The sequence below is a fragment of the Nocardioides sp. Root122 genome, assembly GCF_001425025.1.
Classification (GTDB): domain Bacteria; phylum Actinomycetota; class Actinomycetes; order Propionibacteriales; family Nocardioidaceae; genus Nocardioides.
On the sequence record NZ_LMDE01000010.1, the window covers coordinates 1 to 22850 of the forward strand.

The 22850-nt window shown below is 72.2% G+C and carries 21 protein-coding genes, 1 tRNA gene and 1 rRNA gene; 13 read left to right on the forward strand and 10 right to left on the reverse strand.

The features are described from left to right. The 3 genes from rrf to ASC64_RS09205 all read left to right on the forward strand — a co-directional run. A 5S ribosomal RNA gene (rrf, locus tag ASC64_RS09195) occupies nt 1-92 on the forward strand; the annotation flags it as partial. Between the two features lie 114 nt (nt 93-206). Next, entirely contained in the window at nt 207-1202 is a 996-nt protein-coding gene (locus ASC64_RS09200; protein WP_056907254.1) for a hypothetical protein, read from the forward strand. A gap of 183 nt (nt 1203-1385) precedes the next feature. Next, nucleotides 1386-1913, forward strand: a complete 528-nt coding sequence (locus ASC64_RS09205; RefSeq protein ID WP_235563619.1) for a DUF3145 domain-containing protein — start codon at nt 1386-1388, stop codon at nt 1911-1913. Nucleotides 1914-1937: 24 nt separating this feature from the next. Here ASC64_RS09205 and ASC64_RS09210 read toward each other — a convergent pair whose 3' ends face one another. The 7 genes from ASC64_RS09210 to ASC64_RS09240 all read right to left on the reverse strand — a co-directional run bounded on the left by ASC64_RS09210 (nt 1938) and on the right by ASC64_RS09240 (nt 9054). Beyond that, nucleotides 1938-2378: a hypothetical protein gene (locus ASC64_RS09210; protein WP_056907255.1), complete on the reverse strand. Its 441-nt coding sequence runs from the start codon at nt 2376-2378 to the stop codon at nt 1938-1940. Nucleotides 2379-2468: 90 nt separating this feature from the next. Next, nucleotides 2469-3899, reverse strand: a complete 1431-nt coding sequence (locus ASC64_RS09215; RefSeq protein ID WP_056907256.1) for an acyl-CoA carboxylase subunit beta — start codon at nt 3897-3899, stop codon at nt 2469-2471. Nucleotides 3900-3954: 55 nt separating this feature from the next. Then, nucleotides 3955-5205 (reverse strand): beta-ketoacyl-[acyl-carrier-protein] synthase family protein, encoded by a 1251-nt coding sequence (locus ASC64_RS09220; protein ID WP_056907257.1) that lies wholly within the window; start codon nt 5203-5205, stop codon nt 3955-3957. An 88-nt stretch (nt 5206-5293) separates the two neighbouring features. Further along, a complete protein-coding gene (locus ASC64_RS09225) occupies nt 5294-5539 on the reverse strand; it encodes an acyl carrier protein (protein ID WP_056599877.1) in 246 nt (81 codons plus the stop codon). Between the two features lie 65 nt (nt 5540-5604). Beyond that, nucleotides 5605-6609 (reverse strand): beta-ketoacyl-ACP synthase III, encoded by a 1005-nt coding sequence (locus tag ASC64_RS09230; protein WP_439956819.1) that lies wholly within the window; start codon nt 6607-6609, stop codon nt 5605-5607. Between the two features lie 8 nt (nt 6610-6617). After that, nucleotides 6618-7802, reverse strand: a complete 1185-nt coding sequence (locus ASC64_RS09235; RefSeq protein WP_056907259.1) for an acyltransferase domain-containing protein — start codon at nt 7800-7802, stop codon at nt 6618-6620. 79 nt (nt 7803-7881) lie between these two features. Next, entirely contained in the window at nt 7882-9054 is a 1173-nt protein-coding gene (locus ASC64_RS09240) for a PucR family transcriptional regulator (RefSeq protein WP_056907260.1), read from the reverse strand. A 176-nt stretch (nt 9055-9230) separates the two neighbouring features. Between ASC64_RS09240 and ASC64_RS09245 the strand changes: the two genes are divergently transcribed. After that, nucleotides 9231-10217: an alpha/beta fold hydrolase gene (locus ASC64_RS09245; RefSeq protein ID WP_056907261.1), complete on the forward strand. Its 987-nt coding sequence runs from the start codon at nt 9231-9233 to the stop codon at nt 10215-10217. A 1-nt stretch (nt 10218) separates the two neighbouring features. Here the strand turns inward: ASC64_RS09245 and ASC64_RS09250 are convergent, their stop codons facing one another. Continuing rightward, nucleotides 10219-10602, reverse strand: coding sequence for a VOC family protein (locus ASC64_RS09250; RefSeq protein ID WP_235563621.1), 384 nt, complete (start codon nt 10600-10602; stop codon nt 10219-10221). A 115-nt stretch (nt 10603-10717) separates the two neighbouring features. Here ASC64_RS09250 and ASC64_RS09255 point away from each other — a divergent pair, with 115 nt between their 5' ends. Beyond that, on the forward strand, nt 10718-11524 hold the full coding sequence (locus ASC64_RS09255) for a helix-turn-helix domain-containing protein (RefSeq protein ID WP_056907263.1): 807 nt from the start codon (nt 10718-10720) through the stop codon (nt 11522-11524). 27 nt (nt 11525-11551) lie between these two features. On the opposite strand, the gene aceE is transcribed toward ASC64_RS09255, so the two are convergent. Continuing rightward, nucleotides 11552-14335: a pyruvate dehydrogenase (acetyl-transferring), homodimeric type gene (aceE, locus tag ASC64_RS09260; RefSeq protein ID WP_056907264.1), complete on the reverse strand. Its 2784-nt coding sequence runs from the start codon at nt 14333-14335 to the stop codon at nt 11552-11554. 180 nt (nt 14336-14515) lie between these two features. Between aceE and ASC64_RS09265 the strand changes: the two genes are divergently transcribed. The 8 genes from ASC64_RS09265 (at nt 14516) to ASC64_RS09300 (ending at nt 22053) form a co-directional block, all read left to right on the forward strand. Next, nucleotides 14516-14944 carry a DUF3052 domain-containing protein gene (locus tag ASC64_RS09265; protein ID WP_082550339.1) on the forward strand — a complete coding sequence of 143 codons (429 nt, stop codon included), beginning with the start codon at nt 14516-14518 and terminating at the stop codon, nt 14942-14944. After that, nucleotides 14941-16596: an AMP-binding protein gene (locus tag ASC64_RS09270; RefSeq protein ID WP_056907266.1), complete on the forward strand. Its 1656-nt coding sequence runs from the start codon at nt 14941-14943 to the stop codon at nt 16594-16596. Before ASC64_RS09265 ends, ASC64_RS09270 begins: the two co-directional genes overlap by 4 nt. Then, entirely contained in the window at nt 16593-17066 is a 474-nt protein-coding gene (locus ASC64_RS09275) for a peroxiredoxin (RefSeq protein WP_056907267.1), read from the forward strand. The genes ASC64_RS09270 and ASC64_RS09275 overlap by 4 nt, the downstream gene beginning before the upstream one ends. 202 nt (nt 17067-17268) lie before the next feature. Beyond that, nucleotides 17269-17343: transfer RNA gene (locus ASC64_RS09280), tRNA-Val, on the forward strand. Nucleotides 17344-17461: 118 nt separating this feature from the next. Further along, complete coding sequence (locus ASC64_RS09285; RefSeq protein ID WP_056907268.1) at nt 17462-18994, forward strand: AMP-binding protein; 1533 nt, start codon at nt 17462-17464, stop codon at nt 18992-18994. A 56-nt stretch (nt 18995-19050) separates the two neighbouring features. Next, nucleotides 19051-20169 (forward strand): Nif3-like dinuclear metal center hexameric protein, encoded by a 1119-nt coding sequence (locus tag ASC64_RS09290; RefSeq protein ID WP_200937649.1) that lies wholly within the window; start codon nt 19051-19053, stop codon nt 20167-20169. A 34-nt stretch (nt 20170-20203) separates the two neighbouring features. Then, on the forward strand, nt 20204-20950 hold the full coding sequence (locus ASC64_RS09295) for a zinc ribbon domain-containing protein (RefSeq protein WP_235563623.1): 747 nt from the start codon (nt 20204-20206) through the stop codon (nt 20948-20950). A gap of 11 nt (nt 20951-20961) precedes the next feature. Continuing rightward, nucleotides 20962-22053, forward strand: a complete 1092-nt coding sequence (locus tag ASC64_RS09300; protein WP_235563625.1) for an FUSC family protein — start codon at nt 20962-20964, stop codon at nt 22051-22053. Here ASC64_RS09300 and yaaA read toward each other — a convergent pair. After that, a complete protein-coding gene (gene yaaA / locus ASC64_RS09305; RefSeq protein WP_056907271.1) occupies nt 22050-22829 on the reverse strand; it encodes a peroxide stress protein YaaA in 780 nt (259 codons plus the stop codon). The genes ASC64_RS09300 and yaaA overlap by 4 nt on opposite strands. Between the last annotated feature and the right edge of the window lie 21 nt (nt 22830-22850).

The following is a 22850-nucleotide window of genomic DNA, read 5'->3' on the forward strand; positions in this document are numbered from 1 at the left end:
CACCCGGTCCCATACCGAACCCGGAAGTTAAGCCTTTCAGCGCCGATGGTACTGCAACCGAGAGGTTGTGGGAGAGTAGGACGCCGCCGGACATACATTTGGCAGAGGCCACCAGGCATCCTGGTGGCCTCTGCGTCATTTCATGGCATGAGTGAGTACGGTTGCCCCGGTACGGGGTCCGTTGCGTCGAGAAGGGAAGTGCGGCTGTGGCCGAGGACCGTCGAGGACAGCGTCCGTCGCGAGGTGGGTCGAGCGCGGGACGAGGCAGCTCTGCCAGCGGCCGGGGTGGTTCGTCGTCCCGAGGCGGTTCCGCCTCACGTGGTGATTCGCGCGGCGACGCCCGTGGTGACTCGCGCGGCGGGTCCGGCCGGGGTGCCGCCGGTGACTCGCGCGGTCGCGGCTCCCGCGACGACAAGCCTCGCGGCGTCTACCAGGGCAAGCCGGGCGGGAAGCGTCCGTCCGGCTCGGCGGACAAGGGCTTCCGCGGCCGGTCCGACGACACGCCTCGCACCGCCGACCAGGCGGCCTACGACGGTCCGGACCTGCCCGAGCACATCACCGGTGCCGAGCTCGACCGGGGTGTACGTGCGCAGCTGAAGGGTCTTCCTGAGAAGCTCGCCGCGCGCGTGGCGCGTCACCTCGCCGCTGCCGGCGTCTTCATCGACGAGGACCCGGAGCTGGCCTACCAGCACGCCCTCGCCGCGCGAGCCCGCGCGTCCCGCATCGCCGTGGTGCGTGAGGCGGCGGGGGAGTCGGCGTACGCCGCCGGCCACTACGCCGAGGCGCTGTCGGAGCTGCGGGCCGCGAAGCGGATGAACGGCGCGACCGACTACCTGCCGATCATGGCCGATTGCCACCGCGCCCTCGGCAACCCGGAGCAGGCGATCAAGCTGGCCAAGAGCCCGTCGGTCGCCAACTTCAGCTCCGAGGCGAAGGCCGAGATGACGCTCGTGGAGTCGGGCGCCCGACGCGACATGGGTCAGCTCGACGCTGCGCTTCGCACGCTCGAGCTCGCGCCCCTCACGTCCAAGAGCCGCGCGTCCTGGGTGGTGCGGCTGCGCTACGCGTACGCCGACACGCTCGAGGCCGCCGGTCGTGAGTCCGACGCCCTGGCGTGGTTCCACCGCACCCACGCCATCGACTCCGAGGAGCTCACCGACGCAGCGGAGCGTGCGGAGCTGCTGGAGAAGCGCCAAGCCTGATCCACCCTCGGGGAGCGCCCGGACCGCATTGTGGTCCCGGCGCGCCCGGCCTGCTGGCATTCGTGCGCCCGATGGGCCACAATGGAACCACTAATCACATAGGTGTCACTCGATCTCCGAGAGCAACGACGACAGAACGCTGGGGAAGGCGCATCTGGAGCGTCGGAACTCAAGGAGGTCACGGTGACCACACGCATTGCTTCCCGTCCGGACGGTCCGGCGACGAGGGGCATCCTCTACGTGCACTCTGCACCCTCCGCACTCTGCCCGCACATCGAGTGGGCCGTGGGCGGAGTCCTCGGAGTTGCCGTCTCGCTCGACTGGACGCCGCAGCCTGCCCAGCCGGGCTCCTACCGCGCTGAGCTGTCGTGGACCGGCTCTGCCGGCACGGCCGCCGCGGTGGCGTCCGCTCTCCGCGGATGGAACCACCTCCGCTTCGAGATCACCGAGGAGCCGACGAGCTCGACCGAGGGCACGCGCTTCTCCTGCACGCCCGACCTCGGCATCTTCCACGCCATCACCGGGCCGCACGGCGACATCCTCATCCCCGAGGACCGGCTCAAGGCCGCAGTGGTCAAGGCCGCGCTCGGCGACACCACGCTGCTGCTCGAGATCGACAACCTGCTCGGCAAGCCGTGGGACGACGAGCTGGAGACCTTCCGGCACGCGGGCGAGGGCGCCCCCGTCCGCTGGCTGCACCAGGTCGTCTGAGGACGCGACAGGCGCGCCCGCCCCTCACCGGTTGCGAGCGCGGAGGCGGAAGGCCTCGGTGACCGTCACCGAGGTCTCCTCGGCGTCGTCGTACGACACCAGCTGTCCCTTGAGCGTGAACACCCCGGCCTTGGTCGCCCACCGGCAGAGCCGGAAGTCCAGGACCCCGGCCGGCGGGTCGTTGGGCCCGATCAGCGACTGCGCGTTGACGCCCTTGCCCGCGCGGTCCTGCATGGTGATGTCGAAGGTCCAGTCCTCGCTGGGTGCCTGCACCGCGTAGGAGTAGTGGTAGTCCTTGCACCCGCGCTTGAGCCGGCCGTCGGGAGCATCCAGCACTCCCGTGACCTCCGTCTGCTGCGCCTCGGCCGTCTCGTGACCCGCCGGCGTAGCAGGGGCGGGAAGCGGCAGCGGCAGCGGAAGAAGGCTCGCCGTGGTGAGGACGGCAGCCGCGAGCAGGCTCGACATGGGGCACCTCCGGGTGTCTGAGGTGCTCAACGAGCGGGTGTGACCTGCGTTACGCCCGCGCGACCGCGACCCCGACCTCCACGGTGCGGGTCAGAGCGGGATGTTGCCGTGGTGGCCGCGGCGCACGCCGACCGTGTCGATCTCGTGACGCATCGCGGCGGCGATCGCGCTGCGGGTGCGCGCCGGCTCGACGACCTCGTCCACGACGCCGATCTCCACGGCCTTGTCGACGCCTCCGGCGATGCGCTCGTGCTCGGCGGCGAGCTCGGCCTCGACCTGGGGCCGGATCTCGGGGGAGACCTCCGCGAGCTTGCGACGATGCAGGATGCGGATCGCGGCCACGGCCCCCATGACGGCGACCTCGGCCCCCGGCCAGGCGAACACCCGGGTGGCGCCCAGGGAGCGCGCGTTCATCGCGATGTAGGCGCCGCCGTAGGTCTTGCGGGTCACGAGGGTGACGCGGGGGACCACGCACTCACCGAAGGCGTGCAACAGCTTGGCGCCGCGGCGTACGACACCGTCCCACTCCTGGCCCACGCCGGGGAGGTAGCCGGGGACGTCGACGACCACCACGAGGGGCACGCCGAACGCGTCGCACATGCGGACGAAGCGCGAGGCCTTCTCGGCCGACAGCGAGTCCAGGCAGCCGCCCAGGCGCAGCGGGTTGTTGGCGACCACGCCGACGGTGCGGCCGCCGAAACGGCCGAGCGCGGTGACGATGTTGGGCGCCCACCGGGCGTGGATCTCCTGCATGGTGCCCTCGTCGAGCAGCCCCTCCACGAGCGGGTGCACGTCGTAGGCGCGCTTCTTGGACTCGGGCAGCAGGGCCTCGAGGTCACGGTCCTCCACGGCGTCGGCGGCGAGGCTGCCCTGGGCGCCGAGGAGGGAGGCGACGGTGCGGGCCCTGTCGAGGGCCTCCCGCTCGGAGTCGGTGAGGATGTGGACCACGCCGGAGCGCCGACCGTGCGGCTCCGGGCCGCCGAGGCGGAGCATGTCGACGTCCTCACCGGTCACCGAGCGCACCACGTCGGGGCCGGTCACAAAGATGCGGCCCTCGGGGCCGAGGATGACCACGTCGGTCAGGGCCGGGCCGTAGGCGGCACCGCCGGCGGCGGGACCGAGGACGACGGAGATCTGCGGGATGACGCCGGAGGCCTGCGTCATGACCTGGAAGATGCGCCCCACGGCGTGGAGCGACAGCACGCCCTCCGCCAGGCGGGCCCCGCCGGAGTGCCAGAGCCCGATGATCGGCACGCCGTCGGTGAGGGCACGGTGGTAGGCGTCGACGACCACCCGGCAACCGACGTCGCCCATGGCGCCGCCCATCACGGTGGCGTCGCTGCAGAAGGCGACCACCGGCGTGCCGTCGACCCGGCCGACCGCCGCGAGCATTCCCGACTCGTCGTCGGGGGTGATCAGCTCGAGGCTGCCCTCGTCGAGCAGCGCGGTGAGGCGGTGGACCGGGTTGCGCGGGTCCTCCTCGCGGGGCAGCTTGGCGGGCTTGGCGGCAGTGGCAGTCACGGTGGAGGAGTCCTTCCGGGTGGTTCTCCGGGGGCGGGTGCGGACGGGAGGGTGATCAGACGCTGCCGAAGGCGACGGCGACGTTGGCGCCACCGAAGCCGAAGGAGTTGTTGAGGGCCACGATGTCGCCCTCGGGCAGGTCGCGCTTCGACGTGGGGATGTCGAGGTCGACTGCGGGGTCCTTGTCGTCCAGGTTGATCGTCGGCGGGCTGACGCGGTCGTGCAGGGCCATCACCGTGGCGACGGCCTCGAGGGCGCCGGCGCCGCCGAGCAGGTGACCGGTCATGGACTTGGTGCTCGTCACGAGGCAGCGGTCGACGTGCTCGCCGAGGACGGCGTGCAGCATCAGGCCCTCCGCGATGTCGCCCTTGGGCGTCGAGGTGGCGTGCGCGTTGACGTGCACCACGGTGGCGGGGTCGACGTCGCCCTCGCGGAGCGCCATCGCGATCGCGCGGGTGCCGCCGCGGCCCTCGGGGTCGGGCTGCGCGATGTCGTGGGCGTCGTTGCTGATGCCGGCGCCGAGGACCTCGGCATAGACCTTGGCGCCGCGGGCGCGGGCGTGCTCCTCGGACTCGAGGATGAGGACCGCGCCGCCCTCGCCGAGGACGAAGCCGTCACGGGCGACGTCCCACGGGCGGGAGACCGTGGACGGGTCGCGGTCGTCGTCGGTGCCGGTCTTGGACAACGCCATCATGTTGGCGAACGCAGCCATGGGCAGCGGGTGGATCGCGGCCTCGGTGCCGCCGGCGATCACGACGTCGGCGCGGCCGAGGCGGATCAGGTCGATGGCCATGGCGATCGCCTCGTTGCCCGACGCACAGGCCGAGGTCGGGGCGTGCACCGCGGCGCGGGCGCCGTACTTGAGGCTCACGTTGGCGGCGGGCGCGTTGGGCATGAGCATCGGGACGGCGAGCGGGGAGACCCGGCGCGGACCCTTCTCGAGGAGGATGTCGTAGTTCGCGAGGAGCGTGGTGACACCGCCGATCCCGGAGGCGAGGGCCACGCCGAGGCGCTCGGGCTCGAGGCCGGACCCCTCGAGGCCGGAGTCGGCCCAGGCCTGGTCGGCGGCGACCACGGCGAACTGGGTGGAACGGTCCCAGCGTCGTGCCTTGACCCGGTCCAGCACCTCGGACGGCTCGACGGCCACGCGGCCGCCGATCTTGACCGGGAGCGTCGCGGCCCAGTCGTCCTCGAGGTAGTCGATGCCGGAGGTGCCGGCCAGCATGGCCTGCCAGGTCGAGGCGACGTCCCCGCCGAGGGGGGAGGTGGTGCCGAGGCCGGTGACGACTACGCGGGTCGAAGGCATGTGGGGTTCCGTTTCTGGCGGTGGTGATGGAGGTCCGTGGTCACGGGCGGCCGAGGCTGGTCGGCCGCCCGCGACGCCTGGGAAGGGCTCAGCCCTGCGAGCGCTCGATGAAGGCGACGGCGTCACCCACGGTCTTGAGGTTCTTGACCTCGTCGTCCGGGATGGTCACGCCGAACTTCTCCTCGGCGGCCACGACGACCTCGACCATGGAGAGCGAGTCGACGTCGAGGTCGTCCACGAAGGACTTGTCCAGCTGGACGTCGTCGGCGTCGACGCCGGCCACCTCGTTGACGATGTCGGCGAGGTCGGCACGGATTTCTTCGGTGGTGGCCATGGGGCCTTCCCTTCTTTCTCGGGTGGTGGTGCTCGGTCAGAACTGGGTGGGTCGGGGGCGCCCGCTCAGGGCACGGTCACGACCTGGGCGGCATAGGCGAGGCCGGCGCCGAAGGCGATCAGGAGGGCGGTGTCGCCGCTGCGGGCCTCGCCCTCGAGCATCATCCGGTCGAGCGCGAGCGGCACCGAGGCGGCGGACGTGTTGCCCTGGTCGGCGACGTCGCGAGCGATGCGCACCGACTCGGGGAGCTTCATCGACCGCGCCATGGCGTCGACGATCCGCATGTTGGCCTGGTGGGGGACGAAGACGTCGAGCTCGTCGCGGGACACCCCCGCGGCGTCGAGCGCCTGCTGGCCGATCTTGGCCATCGCGAAGGACGCCCAGCGGAACACGGGGTTGCCCTGCATCGTCAGGTGCGGCATCACGCCCGAGCCGGGCTGGGTGTCGGTGCCGACGACGTCGCGCCAGTCCTCGCGCTGCCGGATGAGGTCGAACTGCTCCCCGTCGGAGCCCCACACGACCGGGCCGATGCCCGGGGTGTCGCTGGGGCCCACGACGGCGGCTCCGGCTCCGTCGGCGAAGATGAACGCGGTGCCGCGGTCGGTCAGGTCGAGGATGTCGGTGAGGCGCTCCACCCCGACGACCAGGACGTGGCGGGCGCTGCCGGCGCGGACCATGTCGGAGGCCATGGCGATGCCGTGGCAGAACCCGGCGCACGCGGCGGAGATGTCGAAGGCGGCGGCGCCGCCGGTGCCGAGCTCGTGGGCGATCGCGGTGGCCACGGCGGGCGTCTGGAGCAGGTGGCTCACGGTCGCGACGACGACGCAGTCGATGTCGCCTGCCTCGAGCCCGGCGCGCTCGATGGCGATGCGCGACGCCTCCACGGACATCATCTGGACCGACTCCTCGGGACCGGCCCACCGGCGCGTCTTGATGCCGGAGCGCTGCTGGATCCACTCGTCGCTGGAGTCGATCGCGTCGACGACCTCGGAGTTCGGGACGAGCCGGGTGGGGCGGTAGGAGCCCATGCCCATGATGCGCGTGTGCGGAGCGCCCGTCACGGCGGTGATGGGGGCCATCAGGCGGTCGCCTCCGGGTGCAGGCGCAGGAGCGGCTGGCCGGGGGAGACGAGGTCTCCGTCCTCGACGAGCCACTCCACGACGGATCCACCGTGCGGGGCGGTGATGTCGGTGCGGTCGCGCAGGCTCGCGACGGCGCCGATCGTGGCGCCCGGCGCGAGCATGTCGTGCTCGACCGCCTCCGACGACAGGTGGAACGTGCCCTTGGCGGGGGAGACGACCATCCGCCAGGTCGGCGTGGTCTCGATCATCGAGGCCTCGCCGTGCTTGTCGCAGAAGTCGCGGGCGGCGTCGAGCTGGTCGGGCGTCTTGAGCGCGAAGGTCTCGACACCCTTGAGGGCTCGCTTGGCGATCCCGGTCAGGGTGCCGGCCGGCGGCATCTCCAGGATGCCGGTCACGCCGAGGTCGCTCATGGTCTCCAGGCAGAGGTCCCAGCGGACCGGGTTGGCGATCTGCCCGACGATGCGGCGCAGCACGTCGCGCCCGTCGTGGACGATCTGGCCGTCGCGGTTGGAGATGACCGGGGTCCGCGGGTCGTGGGTCGAGACCGAGCGGGCCAGGGCGGAGAGCCGGTCGACTGCCGGTGCCATGTGCGAGGTGTGGAAGGCGCCGGCGACGCTGAGCGGCATGATGCGCGCCTTCTCCGGGGGCGCCTCGGCGAAGGCCGCGAGCTGTTCCATCGTGCCCGCCGCGACGACCTGGCCCGGCCCGTTGTCGTTGGCGGCGGTGAGGCCGTGGCGCGCGATCGAGGCGAGCACCTCGTCGCGGTCGCCACCCAGGACGGCGGTCATGCCGGTGGCGGTGACGGCAGCGGCGTCGGCCATCGCGTTGCCCCGCTCGCGCACCAGGACCATCGCCTGCTCGGCGGTGATGGCGCGGGCGCCGGCCGCGGCGGTGAGCTCGCCGACGCTGTGGCCCGCGACGGCACCGATGCGCGAGAACGCGTCAGCAGGGTGCGGGAACAGGTCCAGGGCGGCGACCAGGCCGGTCGCCACCAGCAGCGGCTGGGCGATCTTGGTGTCGCGGATCGTGTCCGCGTCGGCCTCGGTGCCGTAGTGCGCCAGGTCGATGCCGGCCACGGTGGCCAGCCAGTCGAACCGCGCGGCGAAGGTGGGGTCCTCCAGCCAGGGCGTGAGGAATCCGGGGGTCTGGGCCCCTTGACCGGGGGCGACGATGACGAGCACGAGTCCACTGTGCCCAACCGCGAGCCCCGACCGCGGGTCCGACGCCGACGAAAGTGACCCCCAGATCGTTGTAGGTTTCCTACAGTTCCGTCCGGCCCGACTGACGCCCTAGGATCAGCGCGAGCTGCAGCGTGAAGGCCTCACGGGGACGGGTGGGCGACCATCCGGTGACCTCGGCGATCTGCCGCAGCCGGTAGCGCACCGTGTTGGGGTGCACGAACAGCGCCCGGGCCGTGCCCTCGATGGACGAGCCGTGCTCGAACCAGGCGCCGAGCGTCTCCAGGAGCGCGCCGCGGGTGGCCACCAGCGGGAGGTAGACGTCGTCGACGAGGTGGCGGCGGGCGTGGCCGTCGCCGGCGAGCGCGCGCTCGGGCAGCAGGTCGCGGCTGGCGACCGGCCGCGGGGCGTCGGGCCAGCCGCTCGCCGCGCGGTGGGCGGACAGTGCGGCCCGGGCGGAGGCGTAGGCGTGGGCGAGGTCGGCGGTCACCGGGCCGACGACGACGGGTCCGTCACCGAAGTGGTCGAGCAGCCGGGTGGCCGCCTTCAGCGCGTCGTCGACGCCGCCGAGGACGACGACCAGCCGGTCGCCCTGGGTGGCGCAGAGCGCGTCCATGTCGCCGGCGCGCGCCGAGCGGCGTACGGACTCGAAGACATCGATCTCGGCGCGGTGCGGCGGCACCGAGCCCAGCACCACGGCCACGTCGCCGTGCGCACCCCAGCCGAGGGCGCTCGCGCGCGACAGGACCGCCTCGTCGGTCTCGGCACGGACGACGGCGTCGACGACCAGCGCCTCGAGGCGGGCGTCCCAGGCGCCGCGGGACTCCGCCGCCCGGGCGTAGACCGCTGCGGTCGCGAAGGCGACCTCGCGGGCGTAGCGCAGCACCGCCTGGTGGACCTCGCCGACGTCCTCGGGGTGCAGCAGTGCGTCGATGTTGGTCTCGACGACCCGGATGCTCAACCGCACCAGCTCGACGGTCTGCTGGAGCGAGATCACGCCGGTGAGCTCGCGCGGTGCGGCGCCGAAGACGACCACGTCGAGGGGGTCGTGCGCCGACGCCTCGACCTCGACGTCGTACCACTCGACGAAGCCGCGGATGCCGGCCTGCACGATCAGGCCCACCCAGGAGCGGTCCTCCGCGCTCAGGTCGTCGAACCACGGCAGGTCGCTCGACATCCGTCCCGTGGCGGCGGTGCTCAGCGCCCCCGAGGAGCTGCGCAGCGCGTCGGCTGCGCGTCGGCGGGAAGGGGGCATGGGTCGACTGTAGTGCGGCCCGCGACGTAGTGGGATTCCCACGAAGGAGCGCCGGGGCAGCCCCTGGGCGTGCCGCCGGGCCGAGGTCACGACTTCGCATCGCCGCCCGACGCGCCGGTCGCGGTGACGAGGCCGTCTGGTTGAATCCGGGACCGGACCCCCAGGTTGGAGCTCGAGTGCCCCGTCGCAGCAACCCGCACCTGCAGTACGCCACTGTGCACGGGCACAGGCGCGCCTACGTCCGCAAGGGCTCGGGCCCCGTGGTCCTGCTGCTCCACGGACTGGGCTGCGACCACACGACCTGGACGCCGGTCATCGACTCACTGGCCCGCACCCACACGGTGATCGCGCCGGACCTGCTCGGGCACGGGGCGTCGGACAAGCCCCGCGCCGACTACAGCGTGGGCGGCTACGCCAACGGCATGCGCGACCTGCTCACCCTCCTGGGCATCGACTCCGCGACCGTGGTGGGGCACAGCTTCGGCGGGGGAGTGGCGATGCAGTTCGCCTACCAGTACCCCGAACGGACCGAACGGCTGGTCCTCGTCGGGTCCGGCGGTCTCGGGCCTGAGGTCACACCGGCGATCCGGGCGATCACGACCCCCGGCTTCCAGCAGGCGATGGGGGTGCTCTCCCTGCCCGGGTTGCGCCACCTCGTCACGACCTCGATGCGGGTCCTGGCCGCCAGCGGGGTGAGCCAGCTGCGCGACCTCGACGAGGTCGCCGAGATCTACGACTCCTTCAAGGACCCCGACACCCGGGCCGCGATCCGGCACGTGGTGCGCGCAGTGGTGGACTGGCGCGGCCAGATCGTCACCATGGCCGACCGCGCCTACCTCACCGAGGCGATGCCGATGTGCGTGGTGTGGGGCGCCGACGACCTGGTGATCCCGGTCGACCACGCGAGCAACGCCAGCGCCCTCGCGCCGACGGCGCGCATCGAGATCATCCCCAACGCGGGCCACTTCCCGCACAAGGACCACCCGGAGCGGTTCGTGAAGATCATGCGCGACTTCATCCGGTCGACCGAGCCGAGCCGCTACGACCGCGACCGGTGGCGGGCGCTCCTCGCCGAGGGGGCGTCGCGGGAGCCGGCGTACGGCGGGGCGGGCGACGCACCGGTCGCGCCGCTCCACGCCGTACGACGGGCTGCCGGGGCCTGAGCTAGCCCCAGTTCGCGGCGTCCGTCAGGCAGAACGGGTGCCCGGCCGGGTCGATCAGCACCCGCCACGTCTCGCCGGGCTGCGGGTCGGCGAGCCTCGCGCCCAGGCCGGTTGCGCGCTCGGTCATCGCGTCGAGGTCGTCGACCGCGAGGTCGAGGTGGAACTGCTTGCGCCCGCCCTCGTCGGGCCAGGAGGGCGGCTGGTGGTCCGGGACGCGCCCCAGGCCCAGGGCGGGTGAGCCGTCCGGGCCGGTGAGCATCGCGTAGTCCTCGGTGCTGGCGGCGACGTCCCACCCCAGGAGGGCGGACCAGAACTCCGCCTCCGGTGCCACCTCCGCGCAGTCGAGCGTCACCATGGCTATCCGGGCTGTCTGCTGCTGGGTCACTGCTGTTCTCCTCGTGCTGCTCGTCGGGTCTCGGGACCAGCCTCGCGGCGACGACGGGGCGGCGGCTTGGAGAAAGGCGACAGGGCTTGTCGGAGGTGGGTCCTAGGCTCGGCGCGTGCCTTCCCGATCGAGCCGCGTGCAGGCGGCGGTCATGCGACCCAGCCGGGCCGAGCAGCTGATCGAGGTCGGCCGGGTGGAGCCCGACCCCGACCTGGCGGGGGTCGTCGACTACTTCTGGTGGGTCCGCTGGGACGTGCCCGCGCCGCACGAGCAGGAGGTCGTGCCCCGCCCGGTCGTGCACGTCAGCGCCGAGGTCGTCGAGGGCGAGCCGCGGCTGCTGGTGCACGGCGTGCATCCCCGCATGTTCCGCCGGCGGCTGGAGGGCACGGGGCACACGGTGGCGGCAGGGTTCCGCCCGGCCGTGTTCCACCCGTTCCTGCGCGCGGACGTCGGCGCGCTCGAGGGTCGGGAGGTGGCGGCTGCCGCGGTGCTCGGGGTCGACGACCGCCCGGTGGCCGAGGAGGTGCTCTCCCACGACCGTCCCGAGGACGCCGCGGCCGTGCTCGCCGAGTGGCTGCGCGGGCTCGCGCCCGAGGACGACCCGCTGGTGCCCGAGCTCGCTGCCCTGGTCGAGCGGGCGGAGGCCGACACCTCACTGGTGCGCGCAGAGCAGCTGGCCGACCTGGCCGGGGTCAGCCTCCGCACGCTCCAGCGCCGCTTCCACTCGCACGTGGGGATCGGCCCGAAGTGGGTGGTGCAACGGTTCCGGCTGCTCGACGTCACCGCCGCGGCCCACGGTGACGGCCGGGTGGACTGGGCCGAGCTCGCCGCGCGCCTCGGCTACGCCGACCAGTCACACCTGATCCGGGCCTTCACGCAGCTGGTGGGCCACCCTCCCGCGACCTATGCGCGCGAGGCGTGACCCACCAGTGACGGGACGACCGACGCCTCAGGCGTCGCCGCCCTCCTGCTTGATGTCCTTGGTCGCCGTGGGGTCGTCGATCCGGTAGCGCTCGGCTGCCTCGACGACCTTCTCGACCGGGAACTGGCCGGCGTCGGCCAGTGCCTGGAGCGCCTGCACCACGACGCTCTGCGCGTCGATGTGGAAGAAGCGCCGTGCGGCGGGACGGGTGTCGGCGAAGCCGAAGCCGTCGGCACCGAGCACGCGGTAGTCGGCCGGCACCCAGCGGGCGATCTGCAGCGGGACGGCCCGCATGTAGTCGGAGACCGCGACAACCGGGCCGTCGACACCGGCGAGCTTGTCGCTGACGTAGGCCGTGCGGCGCTCCTCGCCGGGGTGGAGCAGGTTCCACTGCTCGGCGGCGGCACCGTCGCGGGCCAGCTCGTTCCAGGACGTGACCGACCACAGGTCGGACCGGACGCCCCAGTCCTCGGCGAGGAGGCGGGCCGCCTCGTCGATCCACGGGTAGCCGACGCCGGAGGCCATCAGCTGCACGCGGGGGCCCTCGCCCTCCGCGGTCGACACCTTGTGGATGCCGCGCAGGATGCCGTCGACGTCGACGTCGGAGGGCTCGGCCGGCTGGGAGACCGGCTCGTTGTAGACGGTGAGGTAGAAGATGACGTCCTCGCCGTGGCCCTCGGGCCCGCCGGTGCCGTACATCCGCTCGAGCCCGCTCTGCATGATGTGGCTGATCTCGTAGGCGAAGGCCGGGTCGTAGTGCACGATCGCCGGGTTGGTCGCCGCGAGGAGCGGGGAGTGGCCGTCGGCGTGCTGGAGGCCCTCGCCGGTCAGCGTGGTGCGCCCGGCCGTGGCGCCGATCAGGAAGCCGCGCGCCAGCTGGTCGGCCATCGCCCAGATCGAGTCACCCGTGCGCTGGAACCCGAACATCGAGTAGAAGATGTAGAACGGGATCATGTGCTCGCCGTGCGTGGAGTACGCCGAGCCCGCCGCTGTCGCGGACGCCATGGCGCCAGCCTCGGAGATGCCCTCGTGGAGCATCTGGCCCTGCGCGGACTCCTTGTAGGAGAGCAGCAGCTTGCGGTCGACGGACTCGTACTGCTGGCCACCGGGGTTGTAGACCTTGGCGCTCGGGAACATCGAGTCCATGCCGAAGGTGCGGTACTCGTCGGGGGCGATCGGCACGATGCGGTCGCCGATCTCCGGGTCCTTCATCCAGTCGCGCAGCAGCCGGACGACGGCCATGGTCGAGGCGATCTTGTTCTTGCCCGAGCCCTGCTTGAGGTCGGAGTAGATGTCGTCGCCCGGCAGCTTGAGCGAGGCCGCCCGGTTGATGCGGCGCGGGATCGAGCCGCCGAGGGCCGTGCGGCGCTCGAGCATGTACTCGATCTCGGGGGACTCCGCACCCGGGTGGTAGAACGGCGCGCCACCGGTCTTCTCGTAGGACTCCTCGAGGTCGCGGTCGCTGATCGGGAGGTAGAGCCGGTCGCGGAACTTCTTGAGGTCCGGGAGGGTCAGCTTCTTCATCTGGTGGGTGGCGTTCTTGCCCTCGAGGGCATCGATCGTCCAGCCCTTGATGGTGTGGGCGAGGATCACCGTCGGCTGACCGGTGTGCTTGGTCGCGGCGTCGAACGCGGCGTAGACCTTGCGGTAGTCGTGGCCACCGCGCGGCAGCTTCTCGATCTGCGTGTCCGACATGTGCTCGACCATCTTGCGCAGGCGCGGGTCACCGCCGAAGAAGTGCTCGCGCACGTAGGCGCCGTCCTCGGTGGAGTAGGTCTGGAACTGTCCGTCGGGGGTGGAGTTCATCCGGTTGACCAGGACGCCGTCGACGTCGCGGGCGAGCAGGGCGTCCCACTCGCGGCCCCAGACGACCTTGATGACGTTCCAGCCGGCGCCGCGGAAGTTGGCCTCGAGCTCCTGGATGATCTTTCCGTTGCCGGTCACCGGGCCGTCGAGCTGCTGGAGGTTGCAGTTGATGACCCAGGTGAGGTTGTCGAGCTCCTCGCGCGCGGCGATGCGGATCGCGCCGAGCGACTCGGGCTCGGCCATCTCGCCGTCGCCCATGAAGGCCCACACGCGCTGCTGGTCGGTGTCCTTGATGCCGCGGTTGTCGAGGTAGCGGTTGAACCGGGCCTGGTAGATCGAGTTGATGGCGGTGAGGCCCATCGACACGGTCGGGAACTCCCAGAAGTCCGGCATCAGGCGCGGGTGCGGGTAGGACGGGAGGCCGGCGCCCTTGCCGTGCTGGACCTCCTGGCGGAAGCGGTAGAGCTGCTCCTCGCTGAGGCGGCCCTCGAGGAAGGCGCGGGCGTAGACGCCCGGCGAGCCGTGGCCCTGGATGTAGATCTGGTCGCCGCCGCCCTCGTGGTCCTTGCCGCGGAAGAAGTGGTTGAAGCCGACCTCGTAGAGCGAGGCGGACGACTGGTAGGTGGCGATGTGACCGCCGACCTCGAGGCCCTTGCGGTTGGCGCTGGAGACCATCACCGCGGCGTTCCAGCGGATGAACGCGCGGATGCGGCGCTCGAGCTCCTCGTCACCGGGGAACCAGGGCTCGCGCTCCGGGGGGATGGTGTTGATGTAGTCGGTCGAGCGCAGGGCCGGGACGCCGACCTGCTTCTCGCGGGCCCGCTCCAGCAGCCGCAGCATGACGTAGCGAGCCCGGTCACGACCGCGGTCGTCGAGCATCGCGTCGAAGGACGCGAGCCACTCCTGGGTCTCGTCGGGGTCGATGTCGGGCAGCTGGGTGGGGAGGCCCTCGTGGATCACCGACGCGATGGCCGGGCTCTTGCTGGACTTCTCGGCGTCACTCACCCGCTCATCGTGTCACGCGTCCCGCCCGCACGAAATCTACCCGCGGGTAGACCGTGCGGGTGTGAGACGTCGCACCCATGAGGGGGTCGTCGTACGGGACGGGGTTGCGGCTCCTGCCGTGTTCCTGTGGACTGTGCGTCACCGTGCGCACTGGGCGCACCGGGACATGGGAGGCACTGCGTGAGCTCGACGGTGGGCGACTCTGCCCCAGCGACAGGTGTGGCGGACCGGTTGGGGCTCAAGCCCGGCATGGTCGTCCAGGAGCTCGGCTGGGACAACGACACCGATGACGAGCTGCGCATCGCCGTCGAGGACTGCATCGACGCAGACATGGTCGACGGTGACTACGGCAACGTGGTCGACGCGGTCCTGCTCTGGTGGCGCGCCGACGACGGCGACCTCGTCGACGGGCTCGTGGACGCGCTGACCGACCTGGTCGGCGGTGGGTCGATCTGGCTCCTGACCCCGAAGGTGGGGCGGTCCGGCACGGTCGACGCCGCCGACGTCGCCGAGGCCGCGCCGGTCGCGGGCCTCTCGCAGACCACGACCGCAGCGGTCAGCAAGGACTGGCAGGCCACGCGCCTCGTCGCTCCGAAGACTCCCGCGTGACCAAGCCCGGCGCCACTGCGGCCCGCGCCGTCGCGGGCACGGTCTCCGGGTTCGGCGCCACCGTCCGCGTCCTGGGCCGCGCTGGCGTCATCCGCCCCTATGGTCCGCGCACGCTGGTCGACATCGGCCGGGTGGTGCTCCGCTGGGGCACCGGGCCGGCCGGCGGCTTCGCGACCCTGGCCTCCCGCGCTCCCCACGACGTGGGGGTCATCGACGAGCTCGGTGAGCTGACGTGGGCCGAGCTGCACCGCCGCTCCAACTCCCTGGCGCGCGCAATGTCCGAGCGTGGCGTGCGGGAGGGCGACTCGGTCGCCGTCATGTGCCGCAACCACCGTGGCTTCATCGACGCCTCCATCGCGGTCGCCAAGCTCGGCGCCGACATCCTCTACCTCAACACCGCCTTCGCCGGCCCCCAGCTCGTCGACGTGCTCGAGCGCGAGGCGCCGCGGATGGTGGTCCACGACGAGGAGTTCACCGGGCTCCTCGCCGGGGCCGGCGTCGAGCGCCGGCTGCTGGCCTGGACCGACGGCGACCTGGAGGGGGAGACGCTCGATCAGCTCGTCGGCGCGTACGACGAGGGCGACCTGCAGCCGCCCGGTCGCCACGCGCGGGTCGTGATCCTCACCTCGGGCACGACCGGGGCGCCCAAGGGCGCACCCCGCAAGGAGGCCGGCATCGATGCCGCGGTCTCCCTGCTGTCGCGGATGCCCCTGCGAGCCGGCTGGCGCACGCACATCGCCGCACCCCTCTTCCACACCTGGGGCTTCGCGCACCTCGCGCTCGCGATGCTGCTGGGGTCCACCGTGGTGCTGCGGCGCTCGTTCGACCCGCTCGTCGCGCTGCGCACCGCCCAGGACGAGCGCTGCGAGTCCCTGGTGGTGATCCCGGTGATGCTGCAGCGAATGCTGGCCCTGGAGCCCGAGGTGCTCGACGGCATCGACCTGTCCCGCGTGCGGGTGGTCGCCTCCTCCGGCTCGGCGCTGCCCGCCACCCTCGCCCAGGCGTGGATGGACCGCTTCGGCGACAACCTCTACAACATCTACGGCTCCACCGAGGTCGCCTACGCCTCGATCGCGACGCCGGAGGACCTGCGCGCCGACCCCACGTCGGCCGGCAGGCCGCCCTACGGCACGGTCGTGAAGATCCTCGACGAGGCGGGCCACGAGCTGCCCCGTGGCGAGACGGGCCGGATCTTCGTCGGCAACGGCCTGCTCTTCGAGGGCTACACCCATGGCGGTTCGAAGGAGGTCGTCGACGGCCTGATGTGCTCGGGCGACGTCGGCTACTACGACGAGGCCGGCCGGCTCCACGTCTCGGGCCGCGACGACGACATGATCGTCTCCGGCGGGGAGAACGTCTTCCCGCAGGAGGTCGAGGACTGCCTGGTGGCCCACGAGCGGGTGCAGGAGGTCGCCGCGATCGGCGTCGCCGACGACGACTACGGCCAGCGGCTGCGCGCGTTCGTGGTGCGCGACGGCGACGTGTCGGCCGACGAGCTGCGCGAGCACGTCAAGGCCCACCTCGCCCGTTACAAGGTGCCGCGTGAGATCGTCTTCCTCGACGAGCTGCCGCGCAACGCCACGGGGAAGATCCTCAAGCGCGAGCTCGCCCACCTGGATCGGACCCAGCAGGAGAGCGAGGGCGAGTCGTGAACGGGCCGGGCCTGTGCATCGGTGACGAGGCACCCGACTTCACGCTGCGCGACCAGTTCGGGCAGGACGTGCGCCTCAGCGACTTCCGTGGGCGCAAGGCGGTGGCGCTGATCTTCTTCCCGTTCGCCTTCACCGGCGTCTGCACCGGCGAGCTGTCGGCCGTCCGCGACCGGCTCGACGAGTTCCTCAGCTTCGACACCGAGGTGCTCGCCCTATCGTGCGACTCCGTCTACGCCCTGCGGTCCTTCGCCGAGGCCGAGGGCCTGAACTTCCCGCTGCTCTCCGACTACTGGCCCCACGGGGCGGTGGCCTCGGCCTACGAGGTGTTCGACAGCGTCAAGGGCGCCCCGCGCCGGTCGTCGTACGTCGTGGACCTCGAGGGGCGGCTGCGGTGGTCGGTGCACAACGCCAACCCCGACGGTCGTGACCTCGACGAGCACCTGCGCGAGCTGCACGCCGCCTTGTCCTGAGCCCGGCGGAGCGAGTGGTCTAGACCGGCTGCGAGAAATGTCGGATTCCTCGAACAGGCTTGGGTGGCGGTGTAATCTTGTACTTGTTGAGCCGCTGGTGACCCGAGACGCCAGCGGCTCAACTCATTTCATTTCCGCTCCGTCGGGGGCCTGGTGCGGGATTCCGGACCTGCCGAGCCGGTCCCGTAGTGTGTGCCCTCGCGCGTCGGTAGCTCAGCGGTAGAGCACTCGGTTTACACCCGAGCGGTCGGCGGTTCGAAACCGTCCCGACGCACCATGCCCAGCGACCGGCCCAGCGACTGGCCCAGCGGCCGTTCGTCGCCGCTCGCTGACCGTCCGGCGCAGCGTCGCCGCAGCCCCTCGTCGGCGTCCAAGACGCATGCCACAGTGGGCGCATGATCGTGCCCTTCAGCGTCACCGACTTCATCGAGCGGGCGGCAGCCGTCTACGGCGAGCGACCCGGCTTCATCGACGAGCCCGACCAGCCGGCGCCCTCGTTGGGCACCCTCACCTACGCCGAGGTCCACGACCTGGCGCGGCGCCAGGCCGCACGGCTCGACGAGCTCGGCATCGAGGTGGGCGACCGCGTGGCGGTCATCAGCCACAACAGCTCGCGCCTGCTGACGTCGTTCTTCGGGGTGTGCGGCTCGGGTCGGGTCCTGGTGCCGATCAACTTCCGGCTGCGCCACGACGAGATCGCCTACATCGTGGCGCACTCCGGTGCCCGCGTGCTCTACGTCGACCCCGAGCTCGTGGACTCGCTCCAGCACATCGACGTCGAGCACACCTTCGTGCTGGGCGAGGACGAGTCGATGTTCGCGGCGCCCGGCACCGAGCCGCGCGCGTGGGAGCCCGACGAGAACGCCACCGCCACGATCAACTACACCTCTGGCACCACGGCACGCCCCAAGGGCGTGCAGATCACCCACCGCAACATCTGGACGAACGCGGTGACCTTCGCCCTCCACGCCGGCGTGACCGACCGTGACGTCTACCTGCACACCCTGCCGATGTTCCACGCCAACGGCTGGGGGATGCCGTTCGCGATGACCGGACTGGGCGTGCCGCACGTGGTGCTGCGCAAGATCGACGGTGCGGAGATCCTCCGTCGGGTCGAGCAGCACGGCGTGACCGTCATGTGCGCGGCGCCCGCCGTGGCCGCTGCGGTGCTCGACGCCGCCCAGGACTGGGAGGGCGAGATCCCCGGCCGGGACCGCGTGCGGATCATCATGGCCGGCGCGCCCCCGCCGACGAAGACGGTCGTGCGGGTCCAGGAGGAGCTCGGCTGGGAGTTCATCCAGATCTACGGGCTCACCGAGACCTCGCCGCTGCTCACGGTCAACCGCAACCGCGCGGAGTGGGACGACCTGTCACCCGAGGACCGCGCCGCGAAGCTGGTCCGTGCGGGTGCGCCTGCGATCGGCGTACGCCTGCGCACCGACGACCAGGGCGAGGTGCTGGCGCGGTCCAACGTCATCCTCGAGGGCTACTGGGAGCGTCCCGACGAGACCGAGCGGGCGCTGGTCGACGGCTGGTTCCACACCGGTGACGGCGGCGTCATCGGTGACGACGGCTACCTCACCATCAGTGACCGGAAGAAGGACGTGATCATCACCGGCGGCGAGAACGTGTCCTCGATCGAGGTCGAGGACGTGCTCTTCTCCCACCCCGCGGTCGCGGAGGTGGCCGTGATCGGCGTGCCCAGCGAGAAGTGGGGCGAGACCATCAAGGCGCTGGTCGTGCTGGCCGAGGGGGCGAGCGCGGACGAGGCCGAGCTGATCGCGTGGTGCAAGGACAAGGCGGCCGGCTACAAGGCGCCCACGTCGATCGAGTTCCGCGACGACCTGGCCCGGACGGCGACCGGCAAGCTGCAGAAGTTCAAGCTGCGCCAGCCCTACTGGGAGGGTCAGCAGCGCCAGGTCAACTAGCTCCGGCGACTACTCACCGCCCACTGGGCCCCGTCGCGTCCGGCATGATCGGGCGCATGCCAACGCTCGCCGACGTCGTGGACCTGCTGCACGCCTGGTACCCGCCCGGCACCGCCGACTCGTGGGACGCGGTCGGGCTGGTGGCCGGTGACCCGTCCGCCGCGGTGGAGAAGGTGATGTTCGCCGTCGACCCCACGCTCGACGTCGCACGCGAGGCGGTGGAGTGGGGCGCCGACCTGCTCGTGGTGCACCACCCGCTGCTGCTCTCCCCGGTCAGCTCCGTCGCGGCGACGACGCCCAAGGGGCGCACGCTCCACGCCCTCACCGCCAACGGCTGCGCGCTGCTCGCCGCCCACACCAACGCCGACCAGGCAGCGTCCGGGGTCTCCGAGTCGCTGGCCCTCGCGCTCGGCCTCGCCGACCTCGAGCCCATCCGGCCCGCGCCCGCCGACCCGCTCGACAAGGTCGTGGTGTTCGTGCCGGTGGCGTCCGCCGACGCCGTACGGGCTGCGCTGCACGACGCCGGAGCCGGCCGGATCGGTGCCTACGACTCGGCGTCGTGGTCGGCGGCCGGGGAGGGACGGTTCCGGCCGCTCGACGGCTCGGCCCCGGCGATCGGACGCGTCGGCGAGCTCGAGGTCGTGGAGGAGACGCGCGTCGAGGTCGTCGCGCCGCGCCACCGGCGTACGGCCGTGCTGCGGGCGCTCCTGGCCGCGCACCCCTACGAGGAGCCCGCGTTCGACGTGGTGCCCCTCGCCGACCCCGGTCTGGCCACCACCGGCACCGGTCGCATCGGCACGGTCGACCGGACGACCCTCGACCAGTTCGCCGCGCGGGTGTCCCGAGCACTGCCGAGCACCGCCCACGGCGTCCGCGTGGCGGGCCACCCGGACCGGCCGGTGCGCCGGGTCGCGGTCTGTGGCGGGGCCGGCGACTTCCTCCTCGACGAGCTCGCGCACAGCGACGTGGACGTCTACGTCACCAGTGACCTGCGGCACCACCGGGCGGGGGAGTTCCTCGAGCACGACGGGCCGGCCCTGGTCGACGTGGCGCACTGGGCTGCGGAGTGGACCTGGCTCCCGGTGGTCGAGGATCGGCTCCGCAGCGCGATGGGCGATAGGGTCGAGACCCGGGTCAGCACGCTGTGCACCGACCCGTGGACGTTCCGCCACTGAAATCGCGCAAGTCGCATCCGTTGTCGAAGCAGGAGTGCTGTTGAAGGCCGATCCCACCCACCAGGTCAAGCTCCTCGACGTCGCCGAGCTCGACTCGAGGGCTGCCCAGCTCCGGCACCAGCGGGCACACCTGCCCGAGCTGGCCGAGATCGCCGCCCTCGAGGCGGAGCGCACGGAGATCACCGACCAGGTGCGTGACGCGCGCATCGTGGTCGACGACCTGACCGTCGAGCAGGCCAAGGCCGACCGCGAGGTCGAGCAGGTCAAGGCGCGCCGCGAGCGCGACCGCACCCGGATGGACAGCGGCCAGATCACCCAGCCCAAGGACCTCGAGCGGATGCAGCACGAGCTGGTCTCCCTCGAGCGCCGCATCACCACCCTCGAGGACGCCGAGCTCGAGGTGATGGAGGCGCTCGAGCAGGCCCAGCAGGTGCTCGACGCCCTCGCCATCCGCGCCGACGACGTCGACGCGAAGCTGGGCGAGCTGGTGACCGCACGCGACGAGAAGCGCGTCGGCATCGACGCCTCGCTCGACGAGGTGACGGCTGCTCGCGGGCCGGCGATCGAGGGCATGCCCGAGGACCTGATGGCCCTCTACGAACGGCTCCGGGAGCAGAAGGGCATCGGCGCCGCGCTGCTGCGGGCGCGCCAGTGCGGCGGCTGCAACATGACCCTCGACGCCTCCGAGCTCGCCCGGATCAAGGCCGCGCCCGCCGACGAGGTCATCCGCTGCGAGGAGTGCCAGCGCATCCTGGTGCGCACCGACGAGTCGGGTCTCTGAGGACACAAGCCGTGCTGCGCGCCGAGGACTTCGCCGCGCGCGGCCGGCTGTCGATGCGTGCCCGTGCGGCGCGCCTGCGGAGCAAGAGCTGGGCGATCGGCCAGTGCGCCGTCGCCGCGGGGGTCGCCTGGTGGCTGGCCGCCGACGTGCTGGGCCACCAGCTCCCGTTCTTCGCGCCGATCGCCGCCGTCATCTCGCTCGGCACGTCCTACGGTCAGCGGCACCGCCGCGTCCTGGAGATCGCCATCGGCGTGGCCGTCGGCGTCTTCCTCGGCGACCTGGTCACCCACCTCGTCGGGTCGGGCGCGTGGCAGATCGCGCTGATCGTGGCCGCCGGCATGTCGCTGATCATGCTGCTCGTCGACGCGGGCCCGCTGCTCGTCAACCAGGCGGCCGTGCAGGGGATCGTCGTCTCGGCGCTCGCGCCGCCGGCCGGTGGTGCCTTCCTGCGCTGGACCGATGCCCTGATCGGCGGCGGCGTCGCGCTGGTGGCCGCGACCGTCGTGCCGCGCGCGCCGCTGCGCCGGCCCCGTGAGCAGGCGGCGGTGGCGGTGCGGAAGATGGCCTCGCTGCAGCGCGCGGCCGCGCAGTGCATGCTCGAAGGTGACGTCGAGATGGGCCTGGCGGTGCTGCGCGACGCCCGCGCGACCGACGAGCTGATCTCCGAGCTGCGCGCCGCCGGCGCGGAGGGCCTGTCCGTCGTGGCGTCCTCGCCGTTCCGCAGGCGCCACAGCGAGCCGCTGCGACAGCTCGCCGAGCTGGTCGAGCCGCTCGACATCGCGCTGCGCAACACCCGCGTGCTCGTCCGCCGAGCGGCCGTCGCGGCCTACCGGCGCGAGCGCGTGCCGGCGTCGTACGCCCGCCTGACGCAGGACCTCGCCGACCTGTCCGACCGGGTCGCGGAGGAGCTCGCGCGCGGCCAGCGGGCGGCGTCCCTGATCGACCCGCTCCGCGAGCTCGCCCAGGCGAGCGCCACGGTCGAGCACAGCGACGACCTCTCGGCGGAGGTGATCCTGGCGCAGGTGCGCTCGATCATCGCCGACCTCCTGGCGGTCTGCGGCGTCGACCCGCTCGAGGCGACCGACATGATCCCGCTGCGCTAGACGGCTGTCACGACGACGTCGAGCTGGGTGCCCTTCGGCGTCGCCTCACCGACCTCGACGGTCCAGCCGAGCCGGGTCAGTGCCTCGGCGAGGGCCTTCGGCGTGCGCGGGTCGGCGCCGTCCTCGAGCAGGGCCCGGACGATGCGGCCCTTGGTCGCCTTGTTGAAGTGGCTCACGACGCTGCGCCTGCCCTCGGACTCGTGGAGGACGCGGACCGTCGCGACGCGCGGGGCGAGGTCCTTCGTCGGGCGCCAGAAGGCGGCGTACGTGCTGGAGCGGAGGTCGACCAGCAGCCCGGTGCGCACGGCGGCGCCGACCGCCTCGCCGAGCACCTCGCGCCAGGCGCCGGCCACCGAGCCCACGCCGGGCAGGATGGTGTCGCCGGAGAGGCGGTAGGCCGGGATCCGGTCGCCGGGGCGGACCATGCCGAACAGCGCGCTGGTGACCGCGACGCGCGCGGTTGCGCGGCGCCGGGCCGCGGGGGACAGGGTGTCGAAGCCGAGGGCGTCATAGAGGACGCCGGTGTAGATCGCGTCCGCCCGGGCGGTCGGGGCCGTCGCGAGGTGGGCGTTGCGGTCCACGAGGTCGCGCTGCGCCGGGCCCAGGTCGAGCACCGCCGCCGCCTTCTCGGGGTCCTCGCGGCACAGGGTCGTGAGCGCCTCGAGAAGGGTCGTCCGCGTCGGGGTGAGCGATGGTGACGACAGGGAGGCCAGGTCGAGGGCCTTGCCGCGCCGGGCGGCGGTCTTGCCCTCGCTGGGCGGCAGCAGGATCAGCACGCGGCAAGCGTAGGGAGCGCG